General features: G+C 73.4%; 17 protein-coding genes. 8 read left to right on the top strand and 9 right to left on the bottom strand.

Annotated elements, in window-relative coordinates; all coding sequences use genetic code 11:
• Positions 1–64: 64 nt before the first annotated feature.
• A complete protein-coding gene (locus HHX40_RS00135) occupies positions 65–586 on the bottom strand; it encodes a hypothetical protein (protein WP_182878972.1) in 522 nt (173 codons plus the stop codon).
• A gap of 74 nt (positions 587–660) precedes the next feature.
• Positions 661–3,054: a ThuA domain-containing protein gene (locus tag HHX40_RS00140; RefSeq protein ID WP_182878973.1), complete on the bottom strand. Its 2,394-nt coding sequence runs from the start codon at positions 3,052–3,054 to the stop codon at positions 661–663.
• Positions 3,055–3,421: 367 nt separating this feature from the next.
• Here HHX40_RS00140 and HHX40_RS00145 point away from each other — a divergent pair, with 367 nt between their 5' ends.
• Genes HHX40_RS00145 through HHX40_RS00155 form a run of 3 tightly spaced genes read left to right on the top strand, consistent with a single transcriptional unit; the run spans position 3,422 to position 5,137 of the window.
• On the top strand, positions 3,422–3,832 hold the full coding sequence (locus HHX40_RS00145) for a hypothetical protein (protein WP_182878974.1): 411 nt from the start codon (positions 3,422–3,424) through the stop codon (positions 3,830–3,832).
• A gap of 22 nt (positions 3,833–3,854) precedes the next feature.
• Positions 3,855–4,325 (top strand): DUF6789 family protein, encoded by a 471-nt coding sequence (locus tag HHX40_RS00150; RefSeq protein ID WP_182878975.1) that lies wholly within the window; start codon positions 3,855–3,857, stop codon positions 4,323–4,325.
• On the top strand, positions 4,322–5,137 hold the full coding sequence (locus tag HHX40_RS00155) for an SDR family NAD(P)-dependent oxidoreductase (RefSeq protein ID WP_182878976.1): 816 nt from the start codon (positions 4,322–4,324) through the stop codon (positions 5,135–5,137). Before HHX40_RS00150 ends, HHX40_RS00155 begins: the two co-directional genes overlap by 4 nt.
• A gap of 135 nt (positions 5,138–5,272) precedes the next feature.
• On the opposite strand, the gene HHX40_RS00160 is transcribed toward HHX40_RS00155, so the two are convergent.
• Both HHX40_RS00160 and HHX40_RS00165 read right to left on the bottom strand, forming a co-directional pair.
• Positions 5,273–6,145 carry an LLM class F420-dependent oxidoreductase gene (locus HHX40_RS00160; RefSeq protein WP_182878977.1) on the bottom strand — a complete coding sequence of 291 codons (873 nt, stop codon included), beginning with the start codon at positions 6,143–6,145 and terminating at the stop codon, positions 5,273–5,275.
• A 101-nt stretch (positions 6,146–6,246) separates the two neighbouring features.
• Entirely contained in the window at positions 6,247–6,672 is a 426-nt protein-coding gene (locus tag HHX40_RS00165; RefSeq protein ID WP_182877405.1) for a PPOX class F420-dependent oxidoreductase, read from the bottom strand.
• A gap of 494 nt (positions 6,673–7,166) precedes the next feature.
• On the opposite strand from HHX40_RS00165, the gene HHX40_RS00170 reads away from it, so the two are divergent.
• Positions 7,167–9,398 carry a M4 family metallopeptidase gene (locus HHX40_RS00170; RefSeq protein WP_182878978.1) on the top strand — a complete coding sequence of 744 codons (2,232 nt, stop codon included), beginning with the start codon at positions 7,167–7,169 and terminating at the stop codon, positions 9,396–9,398.
• A 107-nt stretch (positions 9,399–9,505) separates the two neighbouring features.
• Here HHX40_RS00170 and HHX40_RS00175 read toward each other — a convergent pair whose 3' ends face one another.
• The 4 genes from HHX40_RS00175 to HHX40_RS00190 all read right to left on the bottom strand — a co-directional run bounded on the left by HHX40_RS00175 (position 9,506) and on the right by HHX40_RS00190 (position 15,837).
• A complete protein-coding gene (locus HHX40_RS00175; RefSeq protein ID WP_182878979.1) occupies positions 9,506–12,322 on the bottom strand; it encodes an ATP-binding protein in 2,817 nt (938 codons plus the stop codon).
• A gap of 163 nt (positions 12,323–12,485) precedes the next feature.
• A complete protein-coding gene (locus tag HHX40_RS00180; protein ID WP_182878980.1) occupies positions 12,486–13,223 on the bottom strand; it encodes a lysophospholipid acyltransferase family protein in 738 nt (245 codons plus the stop codon).
• A 77-nt stretch (positions 13,224–13,300) separates the two neighbouring features.
• Positions 13,301–15,067 carry a thiamine pyrophosphate-binding protein gene (locus HHX40_RS37480; RefSeq protein ID WP_182878981.1) on the bottom strand — a complete coding sequence of 589 codons (1,767 nt, stop codon included), beginning with the start codon at positions 15,065–15,067 and terminating at the stop codon, positions 13,301–13,303.
• Positions 15,064–15,837: a cyclase family protein gene (locus HHX40_RS00190; protein ID WP_182878982.1), complete on the bottom strand. Its 774-nt coding sequence runs from the start codon at positions 15,835–15,837 to the stop codon at positions 15,064–15,066. The genes HHX40_RS37480 and HHX40_RS00190 overlap by 4 nt, the downstream gene beginning before the upstream one ends.
• A 202-nt stretch (positions 15,838–16,039) precedes the next feature.
• Here HHX40_RS00190 and dhaK point away from each other — a divergent pair, with 202 nt between their 5' ends.
• From dhaK to dhaM, 3 genes are all read left to right on the top strand, one after another.
• Positions 16,040–17,032 (top strand): dihydroxyacetone kinase subunit DhaK, encoded by a 993-nt coding sequence (dhaK, locus tag HHX40_RS00195; RefSeq protein WP_182878983.1) that lies wholly within the window; start codon positions 16,040–16,042, stop codon positions 17,030–17,032.
• Positions 17,033–17,131: 99 nt separating this feature from the next.
• Positions 17,132–17,758, top strand: a complete 627-nt coding sequence (gene dhaL / locus HHX40_RS00200) for a dihydroxyacetone kinase subunit DhaL (protein ID WP_182878984.1) — start codon at positions 17,132–17,134, stop codon at positions 17,756–17,758.
• Positions 17,759–17,841: 83 nt separating this feature from the next.
• Entirely contained in the window at positions 17,842–18,216 is a 375-nt protein-coding gene (dhaM, locus tag HHX40_RS00205; RefSeq protein WP_117409034.1) for a dihydroxyacetone kinase phosphoryl donor subunit DhaM, read from the top strand.
• A 116-nt stretch (positions 18,217–18,332) separates the two neighbouring features.
• On the opposite strand, the gene HHX40_RS00210 is transcribed toward dhaM, so the two are convergent.
• Complete coding sequence (locus HHX40_RS00210) at positions 18,333–18,848, bottom strand: MarR family winged helix-turn-helix transcriptional regulator (RefSeq protein ID WP_182878985.1); 516 nt, start codon at positions 18,846–18,848, stop codon at positions 18,333–18,335.
• A gap of 67 nt (positions 18,849–18,915) precedes the next feature.
• Between HHX40_RS00210 and HHX40_RS00215 the strand changes: the two genes are divergently transcribed.
• The gene (locus HHX40_RS00215) at positions 18,916–19,437 is read left to right on the top strand and encodes an HGxxPAAW family protein (RefSeq protein ID WP_182878986.1); all 522 of its coding nucleotides are present in this window, start codon (positions 18,916–18,918) and stop codon (positions 19,435–19,437) included.
• The last annotated feature ends 270 nt before the right edge of the window (positions 19,438–19,707 follow it).

The following is a 19,707-nucleotide window of genomic DNA, read 5'->3' on the forward strand; positions in this document are numbered from 1 at the left end:
TCACTCGGCGGGAACGGGAATTCGCGCGTCAATGCGGGACGCGGGACCCATTCCGGCGTGATCGTCAGCCCGCCTCGCCGTGCTCGGCGACCTGGCCGAAGGTCCTGTCGCGGGCCAGGTCCGACAGGCGCACCGTGTCCACTCCGTCGCAGACCAGTTCGGTCGAGGCGATCGCGGCCCGCACCGCGGGCGTGTCCGGCCCCGGCAGGGCCACGGTCGCGGTCTGCAGGTACGTCCACTCACGCAGCGCCTTCAGTGACGCCTCGGGCAGCCGGGCCGAGTATTCGATCACCAGGGCGTCGTCCTTGACGAGCAGGTGATCGAGGCTCGTCCTGGTGGGGATGTCCTCGTCGGACGGTTCGTAGAAGGACTTGGCCGGATGGGTCCAGGAGGTCACCTCGCCGGGGGCCGTCCGCGGCCGCAGGTCGCACGTCACCGGAGACCCCGCCGTACCGGCCGCGGGCCCGCTCGCGGCACCGGCCGCGGACGCGCCGGCGGAGGGGGCTGCGGAGGTGGCACCTCCGCACCCGGCGCAGAACGCGAGCGACGTCACGGCGAGTGCGACCCGGGTGAGGGCCTGGCGCATGGATCACTCCTGGTTCTCGTCGGAAAGGCGCCGGTGGCCCGGGCGCGTCGCGCGCCCGGGCCACCGGGAGGGGGTCAGCGCCCGCTGACCTTGAGGGAGGCCGAGCGGGAGACGACCTCGCCGGTCGGGTCGGTGATGCGGACCCGGTACTCGGAGTCCGCGACCTCCGGCGCCGCCGTGACGGCGATGGCGAAGGACTTCTCGCCGGTCATGTCGGTCCAGTCGGCCGAGCCCGGCGACTTCACCTGCCACTGGTAGGCGACGTTCCGGCCCTCGGCCGGCGCGGAGAAGACCGCGAGCTCGCCGGCGCCCACGGCCGTCGTCTTCGGCTGGGACACGAAGCCCAGGTGGACGCTCTTGCCGTCGAGGGTCCTCATCCAGGTGACGAGCTCGTGGGCCCGGTCCCGGAGCACGCTGTGCGCGCGCCCGCCCTGGCTGGAGTCGATCAGCCGGCGAAGGGTGGTCGCCTGCGTGAGCGCGTCGGCGTAGTCCTTCACCAGGTAGGCGTCGTACGACGCGGTGAGCGCCTGGTTCAGGTCGGCGGCCAGACCGGCGTCGATGGAACCGTCGGCGGTGCCGGCGGCGACGAGCTTGCGCACTTCGTCGTGGCTGACGCAGTTCGCCTCGGTCCGGCCCGCGGCCCACTTGATGCCCTCGAGCATGTTCTTCTGGAACAGCGGGTCGAGGGTGTTCTGCCAGTTGTGGAGGAGCGCCTGGGTGAAGGAGCGTCCGCCGTCGTAGTTCTGGCACCAGGAGATCGGGTGGTCCGCGCCCTCGACCCGGCCCGCGCTGGCGCCGATGCTGCCGACGTACGTCGACTCGTTCAGTGTCTGCAGGACGTGCGTCTTCTGGCGCGGCAGGCCGACCCAGTTGTAGAGCTCGTCGACGATCTTCAGCCGCTCCGGGAACTGGCTGGTGGCCGGGTTGGTGTCGTCCTCGGTCACCAGCTCGCCGATGTTGCAGGCCCCACAGGTGTTCTGGAGACCGCTGCCGTTGGAGCCGTGGTTGTCGAACTCGCCGCCGGCCAGGCCCTTGTACCAGTCCCACCCGTGCATGGAGTCGGTGGCGCCGTGCAGCGCGACGAAGCCGCCGCCCTGGTTGACGAACTGCTTGAGCACGGCCTGCTCGTCGACCTTGACGTTCGGGTCCGCCTGAGTGGGGCGGGCCGTGGAGAACACGCCGTTGCCCACGCTGGAGACGCCGATGACCACGTCGTACTTCGACAGGCGCTCGATGCTCTCGAACGGGTTCGGCACCGACACGTCGGGGCTGAGGTAGTCGTAGACGTCGACGTCGAAGTTGTTGGCCCGGCCCATGTCCTGGATCACGGCCATGGTCAGCGGGATGTGCTCGTGCCGGAAGGCGCCCGGCTGGTTGCCGAAGAGGAGGACCCGGAACTTCGGCTTCTTGTTGACCACGGACGCGGTCGGGAGCCGGAAGGGGGCGCGCTCCATACCCGGCGCCGCGCTCACGGTGACGCCGGTGGCGACGTCGGGGTGCTTGACCCCGCGCAGTTCCTCCACCAGGTAGGCGGCGTCCTGCACGAGGGAGTCGCGCATGTAGCCCTCGGGCACGACCTGCGCGGCCAGCGCGCCGAAGCTCGTCAGGGCGGACACCGCGGCGTCGCCGCCGGCGTCGGCCTGGGCGAGCAGCGCGAGCAGGCGGTCGCCGTTCGACGCCGAGACCTTGCCGGCGGAGACGTACCGCTGGACCAGGGCCCGGACGTCCCCGACCGAGGTGGTGATCTGGAAGGTCAGGGTGTACTTCGCGCCGTTGCCGGCGGCGTCTCCGAGCGCGACCGCCCAGGTGTGCACGCCGACGGACAGGGTGGCCGGGTCCAGCGGCAGGGGGTAGGCCCACTTGCCGTCGATCCACATGTCCCGCACCGCGGCGCCGCCCGACCCGGGGGTGGGGTCGGTGCGCGTCGGGGTGATGGAGGCGGCGGCCGCGCTGTGCGCCACCTTGCCGCCGGAGACGCCCGGCCAGGCCGCGACCGGCGGCTTGGTGTCGATCCGCACGCTGATCGTCTTGGCCGCCGAGGCGTTGCCGGCGGCGTCGACCGCGACGTAGCGGACCGTGCTGTTGCGGTCGCCCTTGACGACGTAGGTGGCCGTGCCACGGTTGCCGCTACGCACAGCCGGCACCGTGACGGCGGCCTCCGTGCCCACCGTCACGACGAACGACGCGACGGCGTCGTCGTCGGTCGCGGACAGGTTCAGCGTCACCTCGTCGTTGATGAACCAGCCACCGGCGCCGGTGGTGGTCGACGGGGTGTAGGCGGTGTTCGTCGCGCCGTTGTAGTTCGGCTCGGCGATCGGCGACAACGTGGCCGTGTCGAGGACGGGCGCCGCTCCGGACTCCGCGGCGGCGGCGGGGCCCGTGGAGCCGAGCACCAGGGCCGGCACCGCAAGCGCAGCGGTGGCGAGGGCCGCTCGCGACCGCAGTCCGGATCGTGTGCGTGAGGACATGTCACTCCTATGTCGGGACAGAAGTGCATCGCGCCTTCGGACGCCGACCCCACGAGCGCCGACCCGGTGAGGTGGTGATCTACGGTTAACGCGACGACTCTCGGAAGTGTGAGCTGCGCCTCACATCTTTGTCAATAACACGCCCTAACTTTCGACGATTTCAAGGAAAGTAACGAGCGCCAGTGAAATAGTTCATTGGAACGTGTCAAATCTCTCCTCCTGCGCCGAACGGAAGAGGCCCCGGGGCCCCCATCGGTGGCGAGCCGACTCCTGTTTGAGGCTGCCCATGGGGGTATGTCGGCTCTGCGGCGAGGACCGCGGCAGGTGTCCGGCCCGCCGGCCCTGGCACGACGCGGGAGGGGAAGCGATGACCGACGACACCGGCGCGGGCGCGCCGCGCCGTTTCACGTTCGACTTCGATCCCCGGTTCGCTCCCCTGCTGGCCGTCGTGGGCGTCCGCCCGGAGACCGCCGGGGTCCTGGTGGGTCCCGGCACACTGCGCGTGCGCTTCGGGCCCTGGGTGGTCGAGACCCCGCTGACCAACGTCGCGGGCGTGGAGACCACCGGGCCCTACTCGCCGCTGCGGGTGATCGGGGTCCACGTGTCGCTCGCCGACCGCGGGCTCAGCTTCGGCACGAACGCCCGCCGGGGCCTGTGCGTACGGTTCCACGAGCCGATCCGCGGCGGCGAGCCGTCCGGGCTGCTGCGCCACCCCGGGCTGACGGTGACGGTCGACGACCCCGAGGCGCTGGCGGACCGGCTCTCCCAGCGCCTGTGACACACCCCCAGAAGGAGACTCCGTGATCCGCCGACTCGTCCGGGGCGCCGCCGCCGGCGCGCTGTCCACGCTCACCATGAGCGCGGTCATGCTCGCCGGGCAGCGCGCCGGGCTCATGCCGGGCCAGCCGCCCCGGCACATCGTCAGGGCGGCCCTGCCGGGCCACCGGCACCGGCCCAAACGCGGGGAGAAAGCTCTCGGCGCCCTCGCGCACCTGGGCTTCGGCGCCGCCACCGGCGCGGCGTTCGGCCTGCTGACCGGGAACCGGAGGCCCACGGTGCGGCTCGGGGTGGGCTACGCCCTGCTGGTCTGGCTGGGCGCCTACCAGGGCTGGGTGCCCGCGCTGAACATCCTGCCGCCGGCCTCGCACGACCCCGCGCCCGGCCGTCCGGCCGTCATGGCCGCGGCCCATGTCGTGTACGGCGCCACGCTCGCGCTCGCGCTCGACGCGATGCGCCGGGCGGGCGGAACAGCAACCAAGGAGGACAGATGACGACGCCGGACAGGCAGCTCGCACTCGTGACGGGCGCCTCCAGTGGCATCGGATACGAGCTCGCCAGGCAGTTCGCCCAGCACGGCTTCGACGTGGTGGTCACCGCGGAGGACGCGGAGCTGGCGAGCGCCGCCGAGTCCCTGCGGGAGTACGGCGGGCAGGTGATCGCGGTACGCGCCGACCTCACGCGGTACGACGAGGTCGAGCGGCTGTGGACGGAGACCGTCGCGGTCGGGCGCCCGCTCGACGCCGTGGCGGTCAACGCGGGCGTCGGGGTGGGCGGCGAGTTCGCCCGCGGCACGTCGCTGGAGGCCGAACTCGGGCTCATCGAGCTGAACGTCGTCTCCTCGGTCCACCTGGCCAAGCGCGCCGTCGCCGCCATGACCTCCCGGGGCGCGGGGAGGATCCTGTTCACCTCCTCGATCGCCGCGCTCATGCCGGGGCCGTTCGAGGCCGTGTACGCGGCCAGCAAGGCGTTCCTCCACTCGTTCGCGGAGGCGCTGCGGAACGAGCTGAAGGACTCGGGCGTCACCGTCACCTCGCTCATGCCGGGACCGACGGACACCGAGTTCTTCGAGCGGGCGGGGATGCAGGACACGAAGGTGGGCGCGGGCCCGAAGGACGACCCGGCCGAGGTCGCCAGGCAGGGCTTCGACGCGCTGATGAAGGGCGACGACAAGGTCATCGCCGGTTCGTTCACGAACAAGGTCCAGGGCGTGGCGAGCAGGATCGCCCCCGACCGGGCCAAGGCCGCCATGCACCGCCGCATGGCCGAGCCCGGCACGGGCGACGCGTCCGGGGACGAGGAGTAGAGGACCCCGGGGCGCGGTGAGGCCGCGGTGCGGGATCGGACGTTCCGTCCCGGCACCGCGGCCTCACGGCGTCTTCCACCACGCCTGCCGGCGTCGGTACGGGTCCGTCCGGGGCGGCGGGGCCGGCGCTCCGCGTCAGAGGGCCGCGGCCACCGGGACGACCCGCTCGCCGAGGATCCGCAGCGGGTCCAGCCGGTGGACGTCCACGACCGCACCGAGCGCCTCGCTGAACCCGAGCTCGGCGAAACGCCCGAGGTCGTCGATGACGCGCTGGACGTTCTCCCCCTTCTCCCCCACGTCGTACCGGTAGTAGACGGTCTTGACGATCTCGTCGTAGTCGCGGCCCTCGGCGTCGCAGTGGGCCCGCAGCACGTCGAGCTTCCTGGCCAGGTCGGGGGTGGGGAACAGGTTGCACGCCTGGGCGTACCGCGCGACCAGGCGCAGGGTCTTCTTCTCGCCCCCGCCCCCGACGAGGATCGGCGGGTGCGGCCTCGACAACGCCTGGGGCGAGTTGAGCGGGCGCTCCAGCCGGTAGTGCCTGCCGTCGTAGGGCTTCTCGTCGCCGCCCCACATGCGTAGGCAGATCTGGATCGTCTCCTCCAGCCGTTCGAACCGCTCGGCCAGCGGCGGGAACGGCAGGCCCAGGCCGCGCGACTCCTCCTCGTTCCAGGCCGCGCCGATGCCGAGCCAGGCCCGCCCGCCCGACAGCACGTCGAGCGTGGTGACGATCTTCGCGAGCAGCCCGGGCTCGCGGTACACGGTCCCGGTGACGAGCGTCAGCAGCTTGGCCCGGGACGTGTGCCCGGCCAGGTAGCCGAGCGTCGTGTAGGCCTCCAGCATGTCGTGCTCGGTCGGCCCGACGACGCCGATCTGGAAGAAGTGGTCCATCACCGCGACGGTGGCGAAGCCCGCGTCGTCGGCCGTCCTGGCGATCTCGGCCAGGTCCGTGCCCAGGGTCGCGGGACCCCCGGGGTAGGTGAAATCAGGGATCTGCAGTCCGATCTTCACAAGCACCTCCTGTTACATGCTTACACCGATGCATCGCACTGTGCGCCGGAAGCGGCGGCGGTGCGTCGCGCGTGGTCGGGTAAGCGCTGGTGCCAGGAGGGTCAGGCCGTCATCTCCTTGTACGCGACGACCTTGCGCACGCTCAGGCGCACGAGGACGGCGCCGGGGACGCTGTAGCGCTCGCCGAGCTCCTCCGCCTGCTCCTTGCCCACGTAACGGCCGCCGATCTCGGCCGCCCACCGCCGCACCTCGTCCAGGTCGTCCGACAGCGACGCCTCGCCCTCGAACATCACGAACGAGTACGGCGGACGCTGGTCGTCGACGCAGAGGGTGGCCCGGGGGTCGCGGCGCAGTTCCCTGGCCTTGACGCTGCTCTCGTGGGTGGTGAAGACCACGTCGCCGCCGTCCAGGGTGAACCAGACGGGGGTCGCGTGCGGACGCCCGTCCAGCCTGGTGATCGCGAGCGTGCCCGTGCGCGTCTCCGCCGTCGCGAACTCGCGCCACTCCGCCTCGGTCATCTGGTCCATGGTCCGAAAGTAACGTCCGCCGGACCGTCCGGGTATCAGCGCGCTCTCACCGCACGGTGCCCCTCTCACGGACCCGTCTCGCCGCACCGTGCCCACTCATCGCACCATGCTCACCCCTTTCCCGGCTTTCCGTATATGTACGGATACTTCTACGGATATTCAGGCGCTGATCACGGCTCTAGCGTCACGGCAGAGGCCGCCACCCCCCAGCCGGACCCCGGCCCACCACCACGGACCGACACCACGGACCACCGCCCCGGACCGCCACTCCGGCCGCGACGACAGAGCAAGGAGCACCGTGACGTGACCTCTTCCTAGGTCCCGGATGACGCGGGCGGGCCATCCTCGCCCCGGCTCCCCGGAACCACGCGTTTCTCTCCTCACCCCCCGAATCCCACCGTGTCCGCCGCCCGGCCTCTCCCCCGGCGGCGCGACCGCCGTCGCCCGCCCACCCAAGCGGACGCGGCGTGGGAGGCAGAGAAAGGACGACGCCCATGAGGCGTGGAGCACTGCTCGCAACGGCCGCCGCGCTGGCCCTGGCGGGCCTGGCCGCCCCCACCACCGAAGCGGCCGCCAAACCCCCTCCAGGCAGCCAGGAGCAGGTGCGGTCCGCCGCCGCCGACCCGGCGCAGCGCGCCGCGGCCGCGGCCGACCAGGCCGTCGCGAGCGGCCTGGACGACCTGCGCGTGACCCCCAACGAGAGCTATCGGCGCAGCGCCGTGACGGCGGGCGCCGGCGGCATGTACTACGTCAGCTACGAGCGCACCTACAAGGGCCTGCCGATGGTGGGCGGCGACGCAGTGGTGGTCGCCGACGGCAACGGACGCGTCCGCGACACCACGGCGGCCTCCGGCGCCACGACCCTGGGTGTGCCGACCTCGCCGTCGGTGAGCGCCGCGAGCGCCACGGAGAAGGCGAAGACCGTGCTGACCCGGGTCGACGACAGCGCCGCCCCGCGCCTGGTGGTCCTCGCCTGGGGCCACAAGCCGCGCCTGGCCTGGGAGGCCGTGGTCTCCGGCCTCGCCTCCGGCCGGCCGAGCATCCAGCACGTGTTCGTCGACGCGGCCACCGGTGAGATCGCCGACTCCTACGACCAGGTCAGGGAGGGCAGCGGCACCGGTTACTACTACGGTGCGGTGACCATCAACACCAGCGGCTCCGGCACGTCGTACTCGATGACCGACTCCACCCGCAGCGGCCTCAAGTGCGGCGGGCAGAACGGGTCGGCCTACACCGGCACCGACGACGCGTGGGGCACCGGCAGCGGGACGAACCTGGAGACCGCCTGCGTGGACGCGTTGTACGCCGTCCAGCGCGAGTGGGACATGCTCTCCAGCTGGCTCGGCCGCAACGGCATCAACGGCAGCGGCGGCGGCTTCCCCACCCGTGTGGGCCTGTCCGACGTGAACGCGTACTGGAACGGCAGCTACACCAACTTCGGCCACTCGCAGGACAACGCCCGCCAGGCCACCTCGATCGACGTGGTGGCGCACGAGTTCGGCCACGCCATCTTCCAGACCACCCCGGGCGCCGCCGGTTCCGGCAACGAGAACGGCGGCATCAACGAGGGCACCGGCGACATCTTCGGCGCGCTCACCGAGGCGTACGCCAACAGCCCGAACGACGCGCCGGACTACCAGGTGGGCGAGCTGGTCAACCTCGTCGGCGACGGGCCGATCCGGTACATGTACAACCCGTCGCTCGCCGGCGACCCCAACTGCTACTCCTCCTCGATCCCCAGCACCGAGGTGCACGCCGCGGCCGGCCCGCTGAACCACTGGTTCTACCTGCTCGCCGAGGGCTCCTCGCCGGGCGGCGGCAAGCCGAACAGCCCGATCTGCTCCGGCGGCCCCTCGTCGGTGACCGGCATCTCCATCCAGAAGGCCGGCAAGATCTACATGGGCGCGCTGCAGCGCAAGACCTCGACCTGGAAGTACGCGGGCGTCAGGTCGGCGTCGCTGGCGGCGGCGGTCGAGCTGTACGGCGCGAGCAGCGCCGAGTGCGCGGCCACCAAGGCGGCCTGGAACGCGGTCGGCGTCCCGGTGCAGTCGGGCGAGCCGAGCTGCAGCGCCTCGGGCAACGACTTCTCCCTGTCGCTCAGCCCCACCGCGGGCACCGTGACCGCCGGCCAGTCGGCCACCACGACCGTCTCGACGTCGACCACCTCGGGTAGCGCGCAGACCGTCGCCCTCACCGCCTCCGGGCTTCCGTCCGGGGCGACCGCGTCCTTCAGCCCGTCCTCGGTGACCTCGGGCGGCTCCTCCACCCTGACCATCGCCACCAGCGCGTCGACGCCCGGCGGCACCTATCCGGTGACGATCACGGGCACCGGCTCGTCGGGCGGCCACACCGCGACGTACACCCTCACCGTGTCGGGCACCTCCGGCGGACGCACGTTCACCAACGGCACGGACTACACCATCAACGACCTCACGACGATCACCAGCCCGGTCACGTCGAACGCGAGCGGTAACGCGGTGTCCCCGGTCCAGCTCAGCGTGACCATCTCGCACACCTGCGCCGAGGACCTGCGGATCAGGCTCCAGGGCCCGAACGGCACCTGGTACACCGTCAAGTCGAGCGGCGGCGTCAGCTGCACGTCGTTCGGCACCCGCACCTACTCGGTCGCGGTCACCCAGCCCGCGGCGGGCACCTGGACCCTGGAGGTCAGGGACCAGTACACCCTCGACACGGGTTATCTCGACTCGTGGAGCATCACCGTCTGAGCGACGGCCATGAGGACCCCCGGGACCGGCTCCACCGGTCCCGGGGGTTCCCGCGTTCCGTGGCCTCGACGGCGAGGCTCGCGCGGTTCGTGCCGGGCCGGACGTGGTCAGGCGGGCGGCGCGATCTGGGTCCGCGAGCGGACGCCGAGCTTGCGCAGCACGGTGGCGACGTGGGTCTCCACCGTGCGCGTCGACAGGAAGAGCACATCGGCGATCTCCCGGTTGGTCCGGCCGAGCGCGACGAGCCGGGCCACCTCCTTCTCCCGCTGCGACAGCCCGCCGGCCTTCCTCCCCCGCCCGCCCGGCAGCCGGACCTCCACGCCGATCTCGCGCAGCAGCCGCCGGCAGCGGGCGGCGTCGTGCGTCGCGCCGAGGCGGGCGTACCGCTCGGCCGTCTCCCTCAGCGCGGGGGTGGCGGCTCCGTCCCCGAGGGCGAGCCGGGCCCGCGCCTCGCCCTCCGCCGCCCGCGCCGCGGCGTACGGCTGGGGCAGGACCCCGTACGCCCGGCGGGCGCGGGCGAACAGGCCGGCGGCGTCGGCGTGCCGGCCCTCCGCGGACGCGAGCGCGGCCAGCGCGGCGTCGAGCGCGGCGTGCGCGGCGGGGGCGACCCGGCCCGCGACTCCTCCGGCGTACTCGGTCGCCAGGTCGTGCGCCGCGCGCAGCCGGCCGGCCGCGGCGAACGCGGTCACGGCGGACGGCACCAGCGTCGCGCCCCACACCCACACGCCCTTGCGGCGCAGCCGGACGACCGCCCGCTCGGCCTCCGTCACCGCGGCGTCCACCCTGCCGCGGGCGAGGTGCAGCTCGACGAGGCCACCGGCGGCGGCCGCCACGACCGGGGCGTGCCGCGACTCCGGCGCGTCCAGCCCCGCGTTGTGGAAGTGCTTGAGTGCCTCCTCCCACTCGCCCGTCGCCAGGGCGAGCAGGCCGAGCACCAGCCAGAGGTCCACCGCGATCAGCGGGGTCTCGGTCGCCAGCTCCCCCAGGGACGCCGCCCGGTCGCGGAGCCCGTCCCAGCGTCCGGTGAGCCACTCCCTGCGGATCGTGGAGGCCTCGACGAGATAGGCGGGATACTGCGCGCCGGTCTCCAGTGCGAGCCGCCGGCCCTCCCGGGCGAACCGCTCGGCCGCACCGTAGAGCCCCAGCGTGGTCGCCGAGTCGTGCAGGTTGCAGAACGCCCGGGCGGCCTCCCGCCGCACCTCCGTGACGGGGTCGGCGACCGGAAGCCGAGCGGCGACGGCGAAGGCGTCGGCGGACCCGATCGTCATCTCGAAGGAGGCCCGGTTGGCCAGCACCGCCGCCGCGAGCTCCGGGTTGTCCGCGGCGGCGACGAGCGCCTCGGCGCGGGCCATCCATCCTGCGTGCTCCGACACCGGTTCGTCACCCCACTCCGGCATCGCCAGGCTGGCCCAGCCGCGCGCCGCCAGCGTCGGACGGTCGCTCAGTTCGGCGAGGGCGGCCGTCATCTCCGGCCGACCGGCGGCGACGTCGCCGGCCTGGTTGGACAGCACCAGGCCGAGGTTCAGGCGCACCTCGCCGCGTACGTCGCCGGACAGGAACTCGCCGCGCAGCAGGTGACGGAGCAGCCGTACCACCCGCTGGTGCGACAGGCCGGTCGCGGCGAGCCGGCTCAGCATGAGGGCGAGCGGGCCGCGGGCCGGGGCGGGCAGGCCGGGATCGTCGAGCATTCCCTCGATGACCTCCACGGCCAGGGCGGTGTCACCGAGCGCGGCGGCCTGCCGGGCGGCGGCCGTGCCGTGGCCGATCCAGGCCGCGGTGTCCCCGGCGTGCCGGGCGTGGAACGCGAGCTGCACCAGCGGCGGCGACTCCATCGCCCCGAGCGCGGTCATCGCCCGGTCGTGCGCCGACCTGCGGTCCGGGCCGGGAACGGCGTCGTAGACGGCCTGCTGGGCCAGCGCGTGGCGGAAGCCGTACCGGCCGCCGGGGTGCTCGTGCAGCACTCCGGCGCGCAGCGCCTCGCCCAGCCCGGCGGAGTCGCCGCTCACCGCCGCGATCAGATGCTCGTCCGCGGGGAGCCCCAGCACCGCCGCCGCCTGCACCGCGCCCACCGCCGCCGGGGACAGGCAGGCCATCCGCTCCGCCATGGCCTCACGCAGCAGCAGCGGCACACCGGCACGTTCCAGGGCGTCGGGCTCCTCGACGCCGGGAAGCGAGCGGACCATCTCCTCCACCACGAACGGGATGCCGGCCGTGCGCTCGTATAACCGCGCGACGAACCCGGCCGGCAGGTCGGAGCGCTCCAGCAGCGCGCCGGCCAGGCTGCCCACGCCGGACACGTCCAGCGGGGTCAGCCGGACCGTCAGGTGCGCGGTGTCGGGCTGGTGCCGGTAGGCGAGGCCGAGCGGCGGCCCGGGCGGGCCGCCCTCCTCGCGCCTGCGGGTCACCACGACCGCGAGACCCTCTGGCGGCTGGCCGCTCAGGAACCGCAGCAGGTCGCGGGTGCCGTCGTCGGCCCAGTGCAGGTCCTCGATCACCAGCACGGCCGGTCCGACGGCCGTCAGCAGGGCGCGTATCCCCCGGAACACCCGGTGCCGTTCGGCCCGCGGATCGTTCAGCGGCTGCGGCGACGGCGGCAGCGCGCCGGCCAGCTCGGGCAGGTGCCCGCGCAGCGCCCCGGTGACCGGGTTGAGCCGGTGCGCCGCCGGGAGCCGTCCCCTGATGTCCCGCAGCGCCTCGAAGACCGGCCCGTACGGGAAGGGCTCGCGGATCTGGTGGCAGTAGCCGAGCAGGACGGCGCGGTCGCCGCGCGGGAGCCGGTCCAGCGCGGCGCGGACGAGCCGGGTCTTGCCGATGCCCGCCTCGCCCTCCACCAGGACCACCGCGGGCGGGCGGGCCATCGCGTCGATCAGGGTCGCCAGCTCGGGTGCGCGCCCGACCAGCGGGGACGAGGGCACGATGCTCATGCACGGCTCCAAGGTGACGGTTGCGAGGCCCCCGAGCCAGTTATCCCCGCCCCTTGACCCATGGTCAAGCCTTGTACGTAACAGCCTTGTTGCGGAAGCGGTCATATCCCGCGCAGCGGTGTCACACCGGCGGGCGGGCCCGCCGGTGACGGCGAGCCTCGGGCTACCTCCGCCGGGAGCGGTCGGCGGCGTCGAGCGCGGCGGCCTCCTCCGGGGTGGGGGCGGTGCCGCCGAGATGGGCCGGCTGCCACCACACGGCCTCCGGCCGGTCGGGATAGGTCCGCTGGGCCTCGTCGAGCAGGTCCGCCATCCGCCGGCGCAGGTCCGCGGTGAGCCCGGCGATGTCGTCGCCGATGCCGGGGTGCAGGGGCTCGCCGACCAGGATCGTGATCGGGACGTGCCGCTGCAGCAGCCGGCGGGGCCGCCCCTTGGTCCACAGCCGCTGGCCGCCCCACAGGGCGACCGGGATCACCGGCACACCGGCCTCGGCCGCCATCCGGATCGGGCCGCTCTTGATCTCCTTGAGCGTGAACGACCGGCTGATCGTCGCCTCGGCGAAGTTGCCGACGATCTCGCCGTCCTTCAGGGCGCGTACGGCGGCGTCGTAGGCGCCCGCGCCGGCCGACCGGTCCACCGGGATGTGGTGCATGCCGCGCATCAGGGGACCCGACACGGGGTGCTCGAAGACCTCCTTCTTCGCCATGAACCGGACCAGCCGCCCGGCGGGGTGGGCCGCGAAGCCGGCGAAGACGAAGTCGAGGTAGCTGACGTGGTTGCTCACCAGGACCGCGCCGCCGCCGCGAGGGATCCGCTCCGTGCCCTCCATGTGGAACCTGAGGTCGAGCAGTCTGAAGGCGGTCAGGGCGGTCCGCAGAACCGGCGGGTACACGATCTCGGCCATGCCTGAAACCGTAACCTACTCACGCGTAACTTCTACGGCCGCCCGTTCTCCTCGGACGTGTCACGCGGGACCGCGCCTCAGTGCCCGCGGAACGCCTCCTCCAGCCACCACGCGGGGGTGTCGGCGGTGACCTTCGCGTGGACGACGAGCGGCTTGTCGCGCGGGCCCTTCAGCCAGGCGGCGACGCCGGCCAGGTCCTCCTCCGTCCGCACGGTCACCGCCTCGCACCCGAAGCCCCGGCCGATCCCGGCGATGTCCACGGGCGGGAAGGTGACGACGCCGAGCGGGAGCCCGTGCGGGGCGAAGTGGTGCACCTCCGCGCCGTACTCCTCGTCGTCGTAGACGACGATCATCATCGGCAGGCCGAGCCGTACGACCGTCTCCAGTTCGGCGATGCCCATCAGGGCGCCGCCGTCGCCCAGCGCGGCGACCGTCACGCGGTCGGGCCGCGCGAGGGCCGCCCCGATCGCGGTGGCGAGGCCCAGCCCGATCGACTGGAACGCCTGCGTGAAGCAGAACGCGCTGCCGTCGGGCACGGTGAGGAACATCGAGGGATAGCCCATGAAGTTGCCCGAGTCGACGGCCACCAGGCGCTCCTCCGGGAGCAGGTCGTCGAGCCCGATCGTCAGCGTGCGGGGGTCGATGCGCCCCCCCGCGCTGGTGTCCTCGTACGGGACGTCGCGCCAGCGCCCTTCCCGGGCGATCCGTGCGGCGATCTCGGGGGTGCGGTAGCCGGGCGCGGGCTCACCGCGGCCCCCGGGCCCGGCGAGCAGGGCGCCGACCGCCCGCGCGGTCTCGCGGACGTCGCCGACGACGCCGAGGTCCACCTCGCGGTGCACGCCGAGGGCGTCGGGGTCGAGGTCGACCTGGACCACCTTGGCCTCCGGCCCGATGAGCGTGCCGTGCCGGGTGGTCCACATGGTAAACGAGCACCCCCAGCCGACGACGAGGTCGGCCTCACGGATCAGCTCGGCCGCGAGCGGGGTGGCGAACCCGCCGCTCACGTCGAGGTCCCAGGGGCTGCCGTGGAAGTGGCCCTTGGCGACCGCCGAGGTGGCGAACAGCGCGCCGACGTGCTCGCCGAGCGCCTCCAGTTCGCGGCGGGCGCCCCGCGCGCCCCGCCCGGCCACGAAGACCGGGCGGCTCGCCCCGGCCAGCAGCCGCGCGAACCGGGTGAGCGCGTCGGACGGCTCCGCCGCGAGCCCTTCGGGCTCCCCCTCCTCCGCCTCTGCGGCCGCCTCGGCGGGCGGCTCCAGGGGGAACGTGAGCCCCCAGGGCGCGGGGACGCGGCTCGCCACGCCGCGGTGCGCGCCGCCCCGGCCCGCCACCAGTTCGCGTACGGCCCCGGCGACCTCTTCGGGAAGCTCCTCGGCCTGCACGTCCAGCGGCAGGTTGAGCACCACGGTGCGCCGCCCGAGCAGGGCGGCGAGGAAGGCCATCACGGTGTCGTCCACGACCGTCTCGGCCGACCCGATCCGGGCGCAGTGCGCGCCCACGGCCTCGGCGAGCGCGGTCTGGTCGATCCGGAAGTTGGAGGTGGGCGAGGTCACCTCCGGGGCGAGCACCAGCAGCGGCGTCCGGCTCTTGGCCGCCTCGGTGACGCCGGTCAGCGCGTTGGTCAGGCCCGGCCCCTGGTGGACCGACACGACCGTGACCGTGCCGCTCATCCGCGCGTACGCGTCGGCCATCGTGGCGGCGCCGCACTCGTGCCGCGCCGCGACGTACCGCACGCCGTGCTCGGCGAGCGCGTTGGTGACGTGGAAGTTGCCGCTGCCGACGACGCCGAAGGCCGCCCTCACGCCGAGGGAGGCGAGGACCGCGCCGACGGCCTCCGCGACGTTCACCGCTCCACCAGCGCCAGCACGCGGACCGGGCTGCCCGAACCGCCGACGATCGGCAGCGGGCCCGCGATCACCACCGCGCCGACCGGCGGCAGCCGGTCGAGGTTGCGCAGCTGGGTCAGGCCGTACTTGCCCGCGCCGAGCAGGTACGAGTGGCAGGGGAACGCGGGGTCGAAGGAGTGCGCGGCGCCCGCGTCGGTGCCCACGGTCTCCACGCCGATGCCCGCGATCGGCGTCTCCTCGGCGAGGAACCGGGCGCAGTCGGCCGACATGCCGGGCGTGTGCGGGCCCGTCTCGTCGGCGTTGAGGAACTCCCCCTGGTCGTGGGCGCGTACGTCCCAGCCGGTGCGGTAGAGCAGCCAGCCGCCGTCGGGCAGCGGGCCGTGCTCGGACTCCCACGCCTTGACGTGGTCGATCTCCAGCAGGAAGTCGGGGTTCTCCGCCGACCGAGCGCTGAAGTCCAGCACGACCGCGGGGGCGATCAGCCGGGCGGGGGCGACCTGCGACACGTCCTCGCCGTCACGCCCGGTCACCCAGTGGACCGGGGCGTCGAAGTGCGTGCCGGTGTGCTCGCCGGTCGTGAAGTTGTTCCAGTACCAGGCCGGGCCGCGGTCGTCGTACCGGCTGATCTCCTGGAGCGTGAACGGCACCGTCTGGCCGAACGGCTCCGGCAGGGCGAGGATCGGTGTCCGCTCGCTCAACGGCGCGGTGAGGTCCAGGACGTCGATCCCCCCTCCCCGGATGCCGTCCACCAGATCCCGCAACACCGACATTCCGCCTCCCCAACAGTCAGGACACCCCCTGCCGATCCTCCTACACCGCCACCCCCGAACGCCATATGACGCTCTTTACAGAAGCGGAGCCGTACGGACGACGGCCCTTGACGCGGCCGGTCCGCGCGGACGAAGGTCGAGGACGGGCCGATCAGGCCTGCGGCGGCGCGAGGAAGCGCGTGGAGGAACGAGGGAGACGTCTGTGAAGAAGCTGATCAACAGCGCCGGCTCGCTCGTCTCCGACGCGCTGCGCGGCATGGCCGCGGCCCACCCCTCGCTCCGCGTGGACCTGGAGAACGCCGTCGTCTTCCGCGCGGAGGGCCCCCGTCCCGGCAAGGTCGGGCTGGTCTCCGGCGGCGGCTCGGGGCACGAGCCCCTGCACGCCGGGTTCGTCGGGCACGGCATGCTCGACGCGGCCTGTCCCGGGGAGGTCTTCACCTCGCCCGTGCCCGACCAGCTCGTCGAGGCCACCAAGGGCGTGGACGGCGGGGCGGGCGTGCTGCACATCGTGAAGAACTACACCGGCGACGTGCTGAACTTCGAGATGGCCGCCGAGCTCAGCGGCGACGAGGGCGTCGAGGTCGCCACCGTGCTGGTGAACGACGACGTGGCCGTGCGCGACTCCCTCTACACGGCGGGCCGCCGGGGCACCGGCGCCACGCTGTTCGTGGAGAAGATCGCCGGTGCGCTGGCGGAGACCGGCGCGCCCCTCGCCGAGGTGGCGCGGCTGGCCCGGGAGGTCAACGAGCGGAGCCGGTCCTTCGGCGTGGCGCTGACGCCCTGCACCGTGCCGGCGGCGGGCAAGCCCACCTTCGAGCTCGGCGAGACGGAGATCGAGCTCGGCATCGGCATCCACGGCGAGCCCGGCCGCGCCCGCGCCGCGATGGGCGAGGCCCGGGAGATCGCCCGCATCGCCGTGGACGCGATCGCCGACGACCTGCCGCCGTCCGGCGAGACGCTGGTGATGGTCAACGGCATGGGCGGGACGCCGCTCATCGAGCTGTACGTCGTCTTCGCCGAGGTGGAGGCGTACCTTCGGGAGAAGGGCGCGACGGTCGTGCGCAGCCTGGTCGGCAACTACGTGACCAGCCTCGACATGCAGGGCTTCATGGTGACGACCTGCGCGCTGACCGGCGAGCTCACCCGGCTGTGGGACGCGCCGGTGGAGACGCCCGCGCTGCGCTGGGGCCGCTGACCGCCGCCCGGCCGGGAGGTGTGCCCCGGAACACGCCTTCAGCTCGGTCCCGAGATCCCCTCTGAGATCCGCCCTGAGATCCGCCCTGGGAGCCGCTTCGTGAACACCGAGTTCTTCGCCGCCTGGATCGAGGAGATCACTTCCGCCGTACGGGCCGGGCGCGACCACCTCACCGAGCTGGACGCCGCGATCGGCGACGCCGACCACGGGACGAACCTCGACCGCGGGTTCACCGCGGTCGGTGAGGCGCTGGCCGCCGCCCCGCCGGGGACTCCCGGCGCGCTCCTCGTGCTGACGGGCACCACCCTGATCCGCAAGGTGGGCGGCGCCTCCGGCCCCCTCTACGGCACCGCCTTCCGGGAGATGGGCAAGGCGTTCGGCGAGGCCACCGAGATCTCGGCGGCCGAGCTGAGCGCGGGCGTGGACGCGGCCCTGGCCGGCGTACGGCGCCTCGGCTCGGCGGCGGAGGGCGACAAGACGATGGTCGACGCCCTCGCCCCCGCCGCCGCGGCGCTGTCCCGGGCCGTACGGGACGGACTGAAGCCGGAGGAGGCCCTGGAGGCGGCGGCCACGGCGGCGGCGGAGGGGGCGAGGGCCACGGTGCCGCTGCAGGCGCGCAAGGGCAGGGCGAGCTACCTGGGACAACGCAGCGTCGGGCACGAGGACCCCGGCGCGGCCTCGACCGCTCTCGTCTTCGGCGCGCTCAGGGCCGCCGCCTCCCGATGACCGGGAGGTGGGCGCGGCGTTTCCGGGGAGGGCGTGGCGCGCCCGGCTCACGTTCCGATCACGCAGCACGGCAGGAGTGACGAATGGTCGGCATCGTACTGATCTCGCACAGTGGCGGCCTGGCCGCGGAGACAGCCGCGCTGGCCAGGCAGATCGGCGGGGCGAAGGTGCCGCTGGCGGCGGCCGGAGGCACCGAGGACGGCGGTCTCGGCACCAGCCCCGACCGGGTGAGCGCGGCGGTCGAGGAGGTGGACCAGGGGGACGGCGTCGTGCTGATCCCCGACCTCGGCAGCTCGGTGCTGACCGCCCGGCTGTTGGAGAGCCCCGGCCAGGTGGTGATCGCCGATGTGCCGTTCGTGGAGGGCGCCGTCTCCGCGGTCGTGGCCGCGGGCGGCGGAGCATCTCTCGACGGCGTGCTGGCCGCCGCCGAGGAGGCATGGCACTTCCGCAAGCTCTGAGCCTCCGGCCCGGGCCCGCGCTCGGCGGCTGACCGGCCACCGCCGCTCCCGCCGACGGTGCGAGGGCCCTTTCGGCCGCTCCGGGAGGTCGCGGATCTCGCCGGTCTCCGGCGGCCTCAGCGACTCCGCGTGCGCCGGGTGCGGGGCACGCCGGCGTGCTCGTCGCGCCGGATCTCCTCCAGGTACGTCCGCATGAGGTCGCCCGCGCGGGTGAACCAGTCGGACAGCACGGCGATCTCGCCGGGCGTGTAGTCGGCGAACAACTCGTTGAGCCTCCGGTAGAAGGGCTCGTACACGGCCGTCACCGTGACGACCGCGGCCGGGTGGGCGACGACCCGCACCCGCCGCCGGTCCGCCGGGTCCGCCTCCCGATGCGCGTATCCGGCCCGTTCGAGGCGGTTCAGCACGCCGGTCACCGCGCCCGTGGTGAGACCGGCCTGCCGGGCGAGCGCGCCCGCGCTGATCGGGTCGTCCCCCGCCGCCAGGACGAAGCCGAGACAGGTCAGGTCGGTGACGTTCAGCCCGAGCCGCTGGGCGATGTCCTGCTGCCCGACCAGGCTGAGCGCGATCAGCTGGTCCATTCCGGCGAGGGCCTGCTCGTGAGTCGCCTCCGGGCGCGGCTTGCCGTCCATCCCCGATCTCCTTAGTATCTAAGATGTTTAGTAGATAAGATACTTCTTCCCCGCATCGAGGAGAATCATGAGCGGCCTGCACGACGACGTCGATCTCGGGCACACGATCGCGGGCTGGACCGGCTGCGCCGTCGTGCTGGCCGGCTGCACGACGGTGGGGGTGGCGATGTGCGCGGCCTGGCCGCTCGGCATCCGCCTCGGCCTCGCCGTGATCGTCCTGGGTGGTCTGGTCACCTGGGCGCTGCACCTCGCGGGGTGGGGCAAGCCCAGTGGCCCCCGGCCTCCGGAGCAGTGGGACTGGCGGGTGAAGGACCCGATGACGGGCCACGACCGCTGCCTCGCCTGCCGACTCGCGGGCCGCCCGAGCGCCCCGGCGACCAGCCCGGAGATCAGCCCGGTGCACCGGTCCGCGTACGGCGCCGAAGTCCTACGCGGGAGCGGGAGCGGAATCGGCCGGGAGTCCGCCACCGGCGGTGCCGTGGCCCCCGGTGCCGCCGTCCCCGGCCGGGTGCGAGTCCCGTCGTCCGACGCCGTCCCGGTCGCGGTGGAGGTCACGCGCGCGCCCGTGACCGCGCCGCCACGGCGATGACGACCAGCCCGGCGCCGGGCGTCCGGGGCCGGTGGCGGCGCGGCCTCTCCTCCCCGGGGATCCATCGAGTCATGTTCTGATCTTCGCTTGCCCGAGTCCACCGGCCCTCAGGAGCACGACGACGGGCAGGACAACGGCCGGCACAACGATGGAGATCGTCTGGACCGCCGCTTCGGCGGCACTCAAGTGGTGCAGGTGGAGGCCGTGAAACGCCGACCTGGGCGGTGTTCGGCTGGTCCGGGTCGCGGCCGCTGACGGGGGGCGGGCGAC

Source organism: Microbispora sp. H10949, assembly GCF_014161435.1.
In the GTDB taxonomy this organism is placed as follows: Bacteria; Actinomycetota; Actinomycetes; order Streptosporangiales; family Streptosporangiaceae; genus Microbispora; species Microbispora triticiradicis.

Bases quoted from the DNA above. Each gene is read 5' to 3' on its own strand.
- HHX40_RS00165 (WP_182877405.1), bottom strand. From the start codon at position 6,672: ATGGACCAGATGACCGAGGCGGAGTGGCGCGAGTTCGCGACGGCGGAG.
- HHX40_RS00215 (WP_182878986.1), top strand. From the start codon at position 18,916: ATGAGCGGCCTGCACGACGACGTCGATCTCGGGCACACGATCGCGGGC.
- HHX40_RS00135 (WP_182878972.1), bottom strand. From the start codon at position 586: ATGCGCCAGGCCCTCACCCGGGTCGCACTCGCCGTGACGTCGCTCGCG.
- HHX40_RS00190 (WP_182878982.1), bottom strand. From the start codon at position 15,837: ATGTCGGTGTTGCGGGATCTGGTGGACGGCATCCGGGGAGGGGGGATC.
- dhaM (WP_117409034.1), top strand. From the start codon at position 17,842: ATGGTCGGCATCGTACTGATCTCGCACAGTGGCGGCCTGGCCGCGGAG.
- HHX40_RS00175 (WP_182878979.1), bottom strand. From the start codon at position 12,322: ATGAGCATCGTGCCCTCGTCCCCGCTGGTCGGGCGCGCACCCGAGCTG.
- HHX40_RS00145 (WP_182878974.1), top strand. From the start codon at position 3,422: ATGACCGACGACACCGGCGCGGGCGCGCCGCGCCGTTTCACGTTCGAC.
- HHX40_RS00170 (WP_182878978.1), top strand. From the start codon at position 7,167: ATGAGGCGTGGAGCACTGCTCGCAACGGCCGCCGCGCTGGCCCTGGCG.
- HHX40_RS00180 (WP_182878980.1), bottom strand. From the start codon at position 13,223: ATGGCCGAGATCGTGTACCCGCCGGTTCTGCGGACCGCCCTGACCGCC.
- HHX40_RS00140 (WP_182878973.1), bottom strand. From the start codon at position 3,054: ATGTCCTCACGCACACGATCCGGACTGCGGTCGCGAGCGGCCCTCGCC.
- HHX40_RS00210 (WP_182878985.1), bottom strand. From the start codon at position 18,848: ATGGACGGCAAGCCGCGCCCGGAGGCGACTCACGAGCAGGCCCTCGCC.
- HHX40_RS00155 (WP_182878976.1), top strand. From the start codon at position 4,322: ATGACGACGCCGGACAGGCAGCTCGCACTCGTGACGGGCGCCTCCAGT.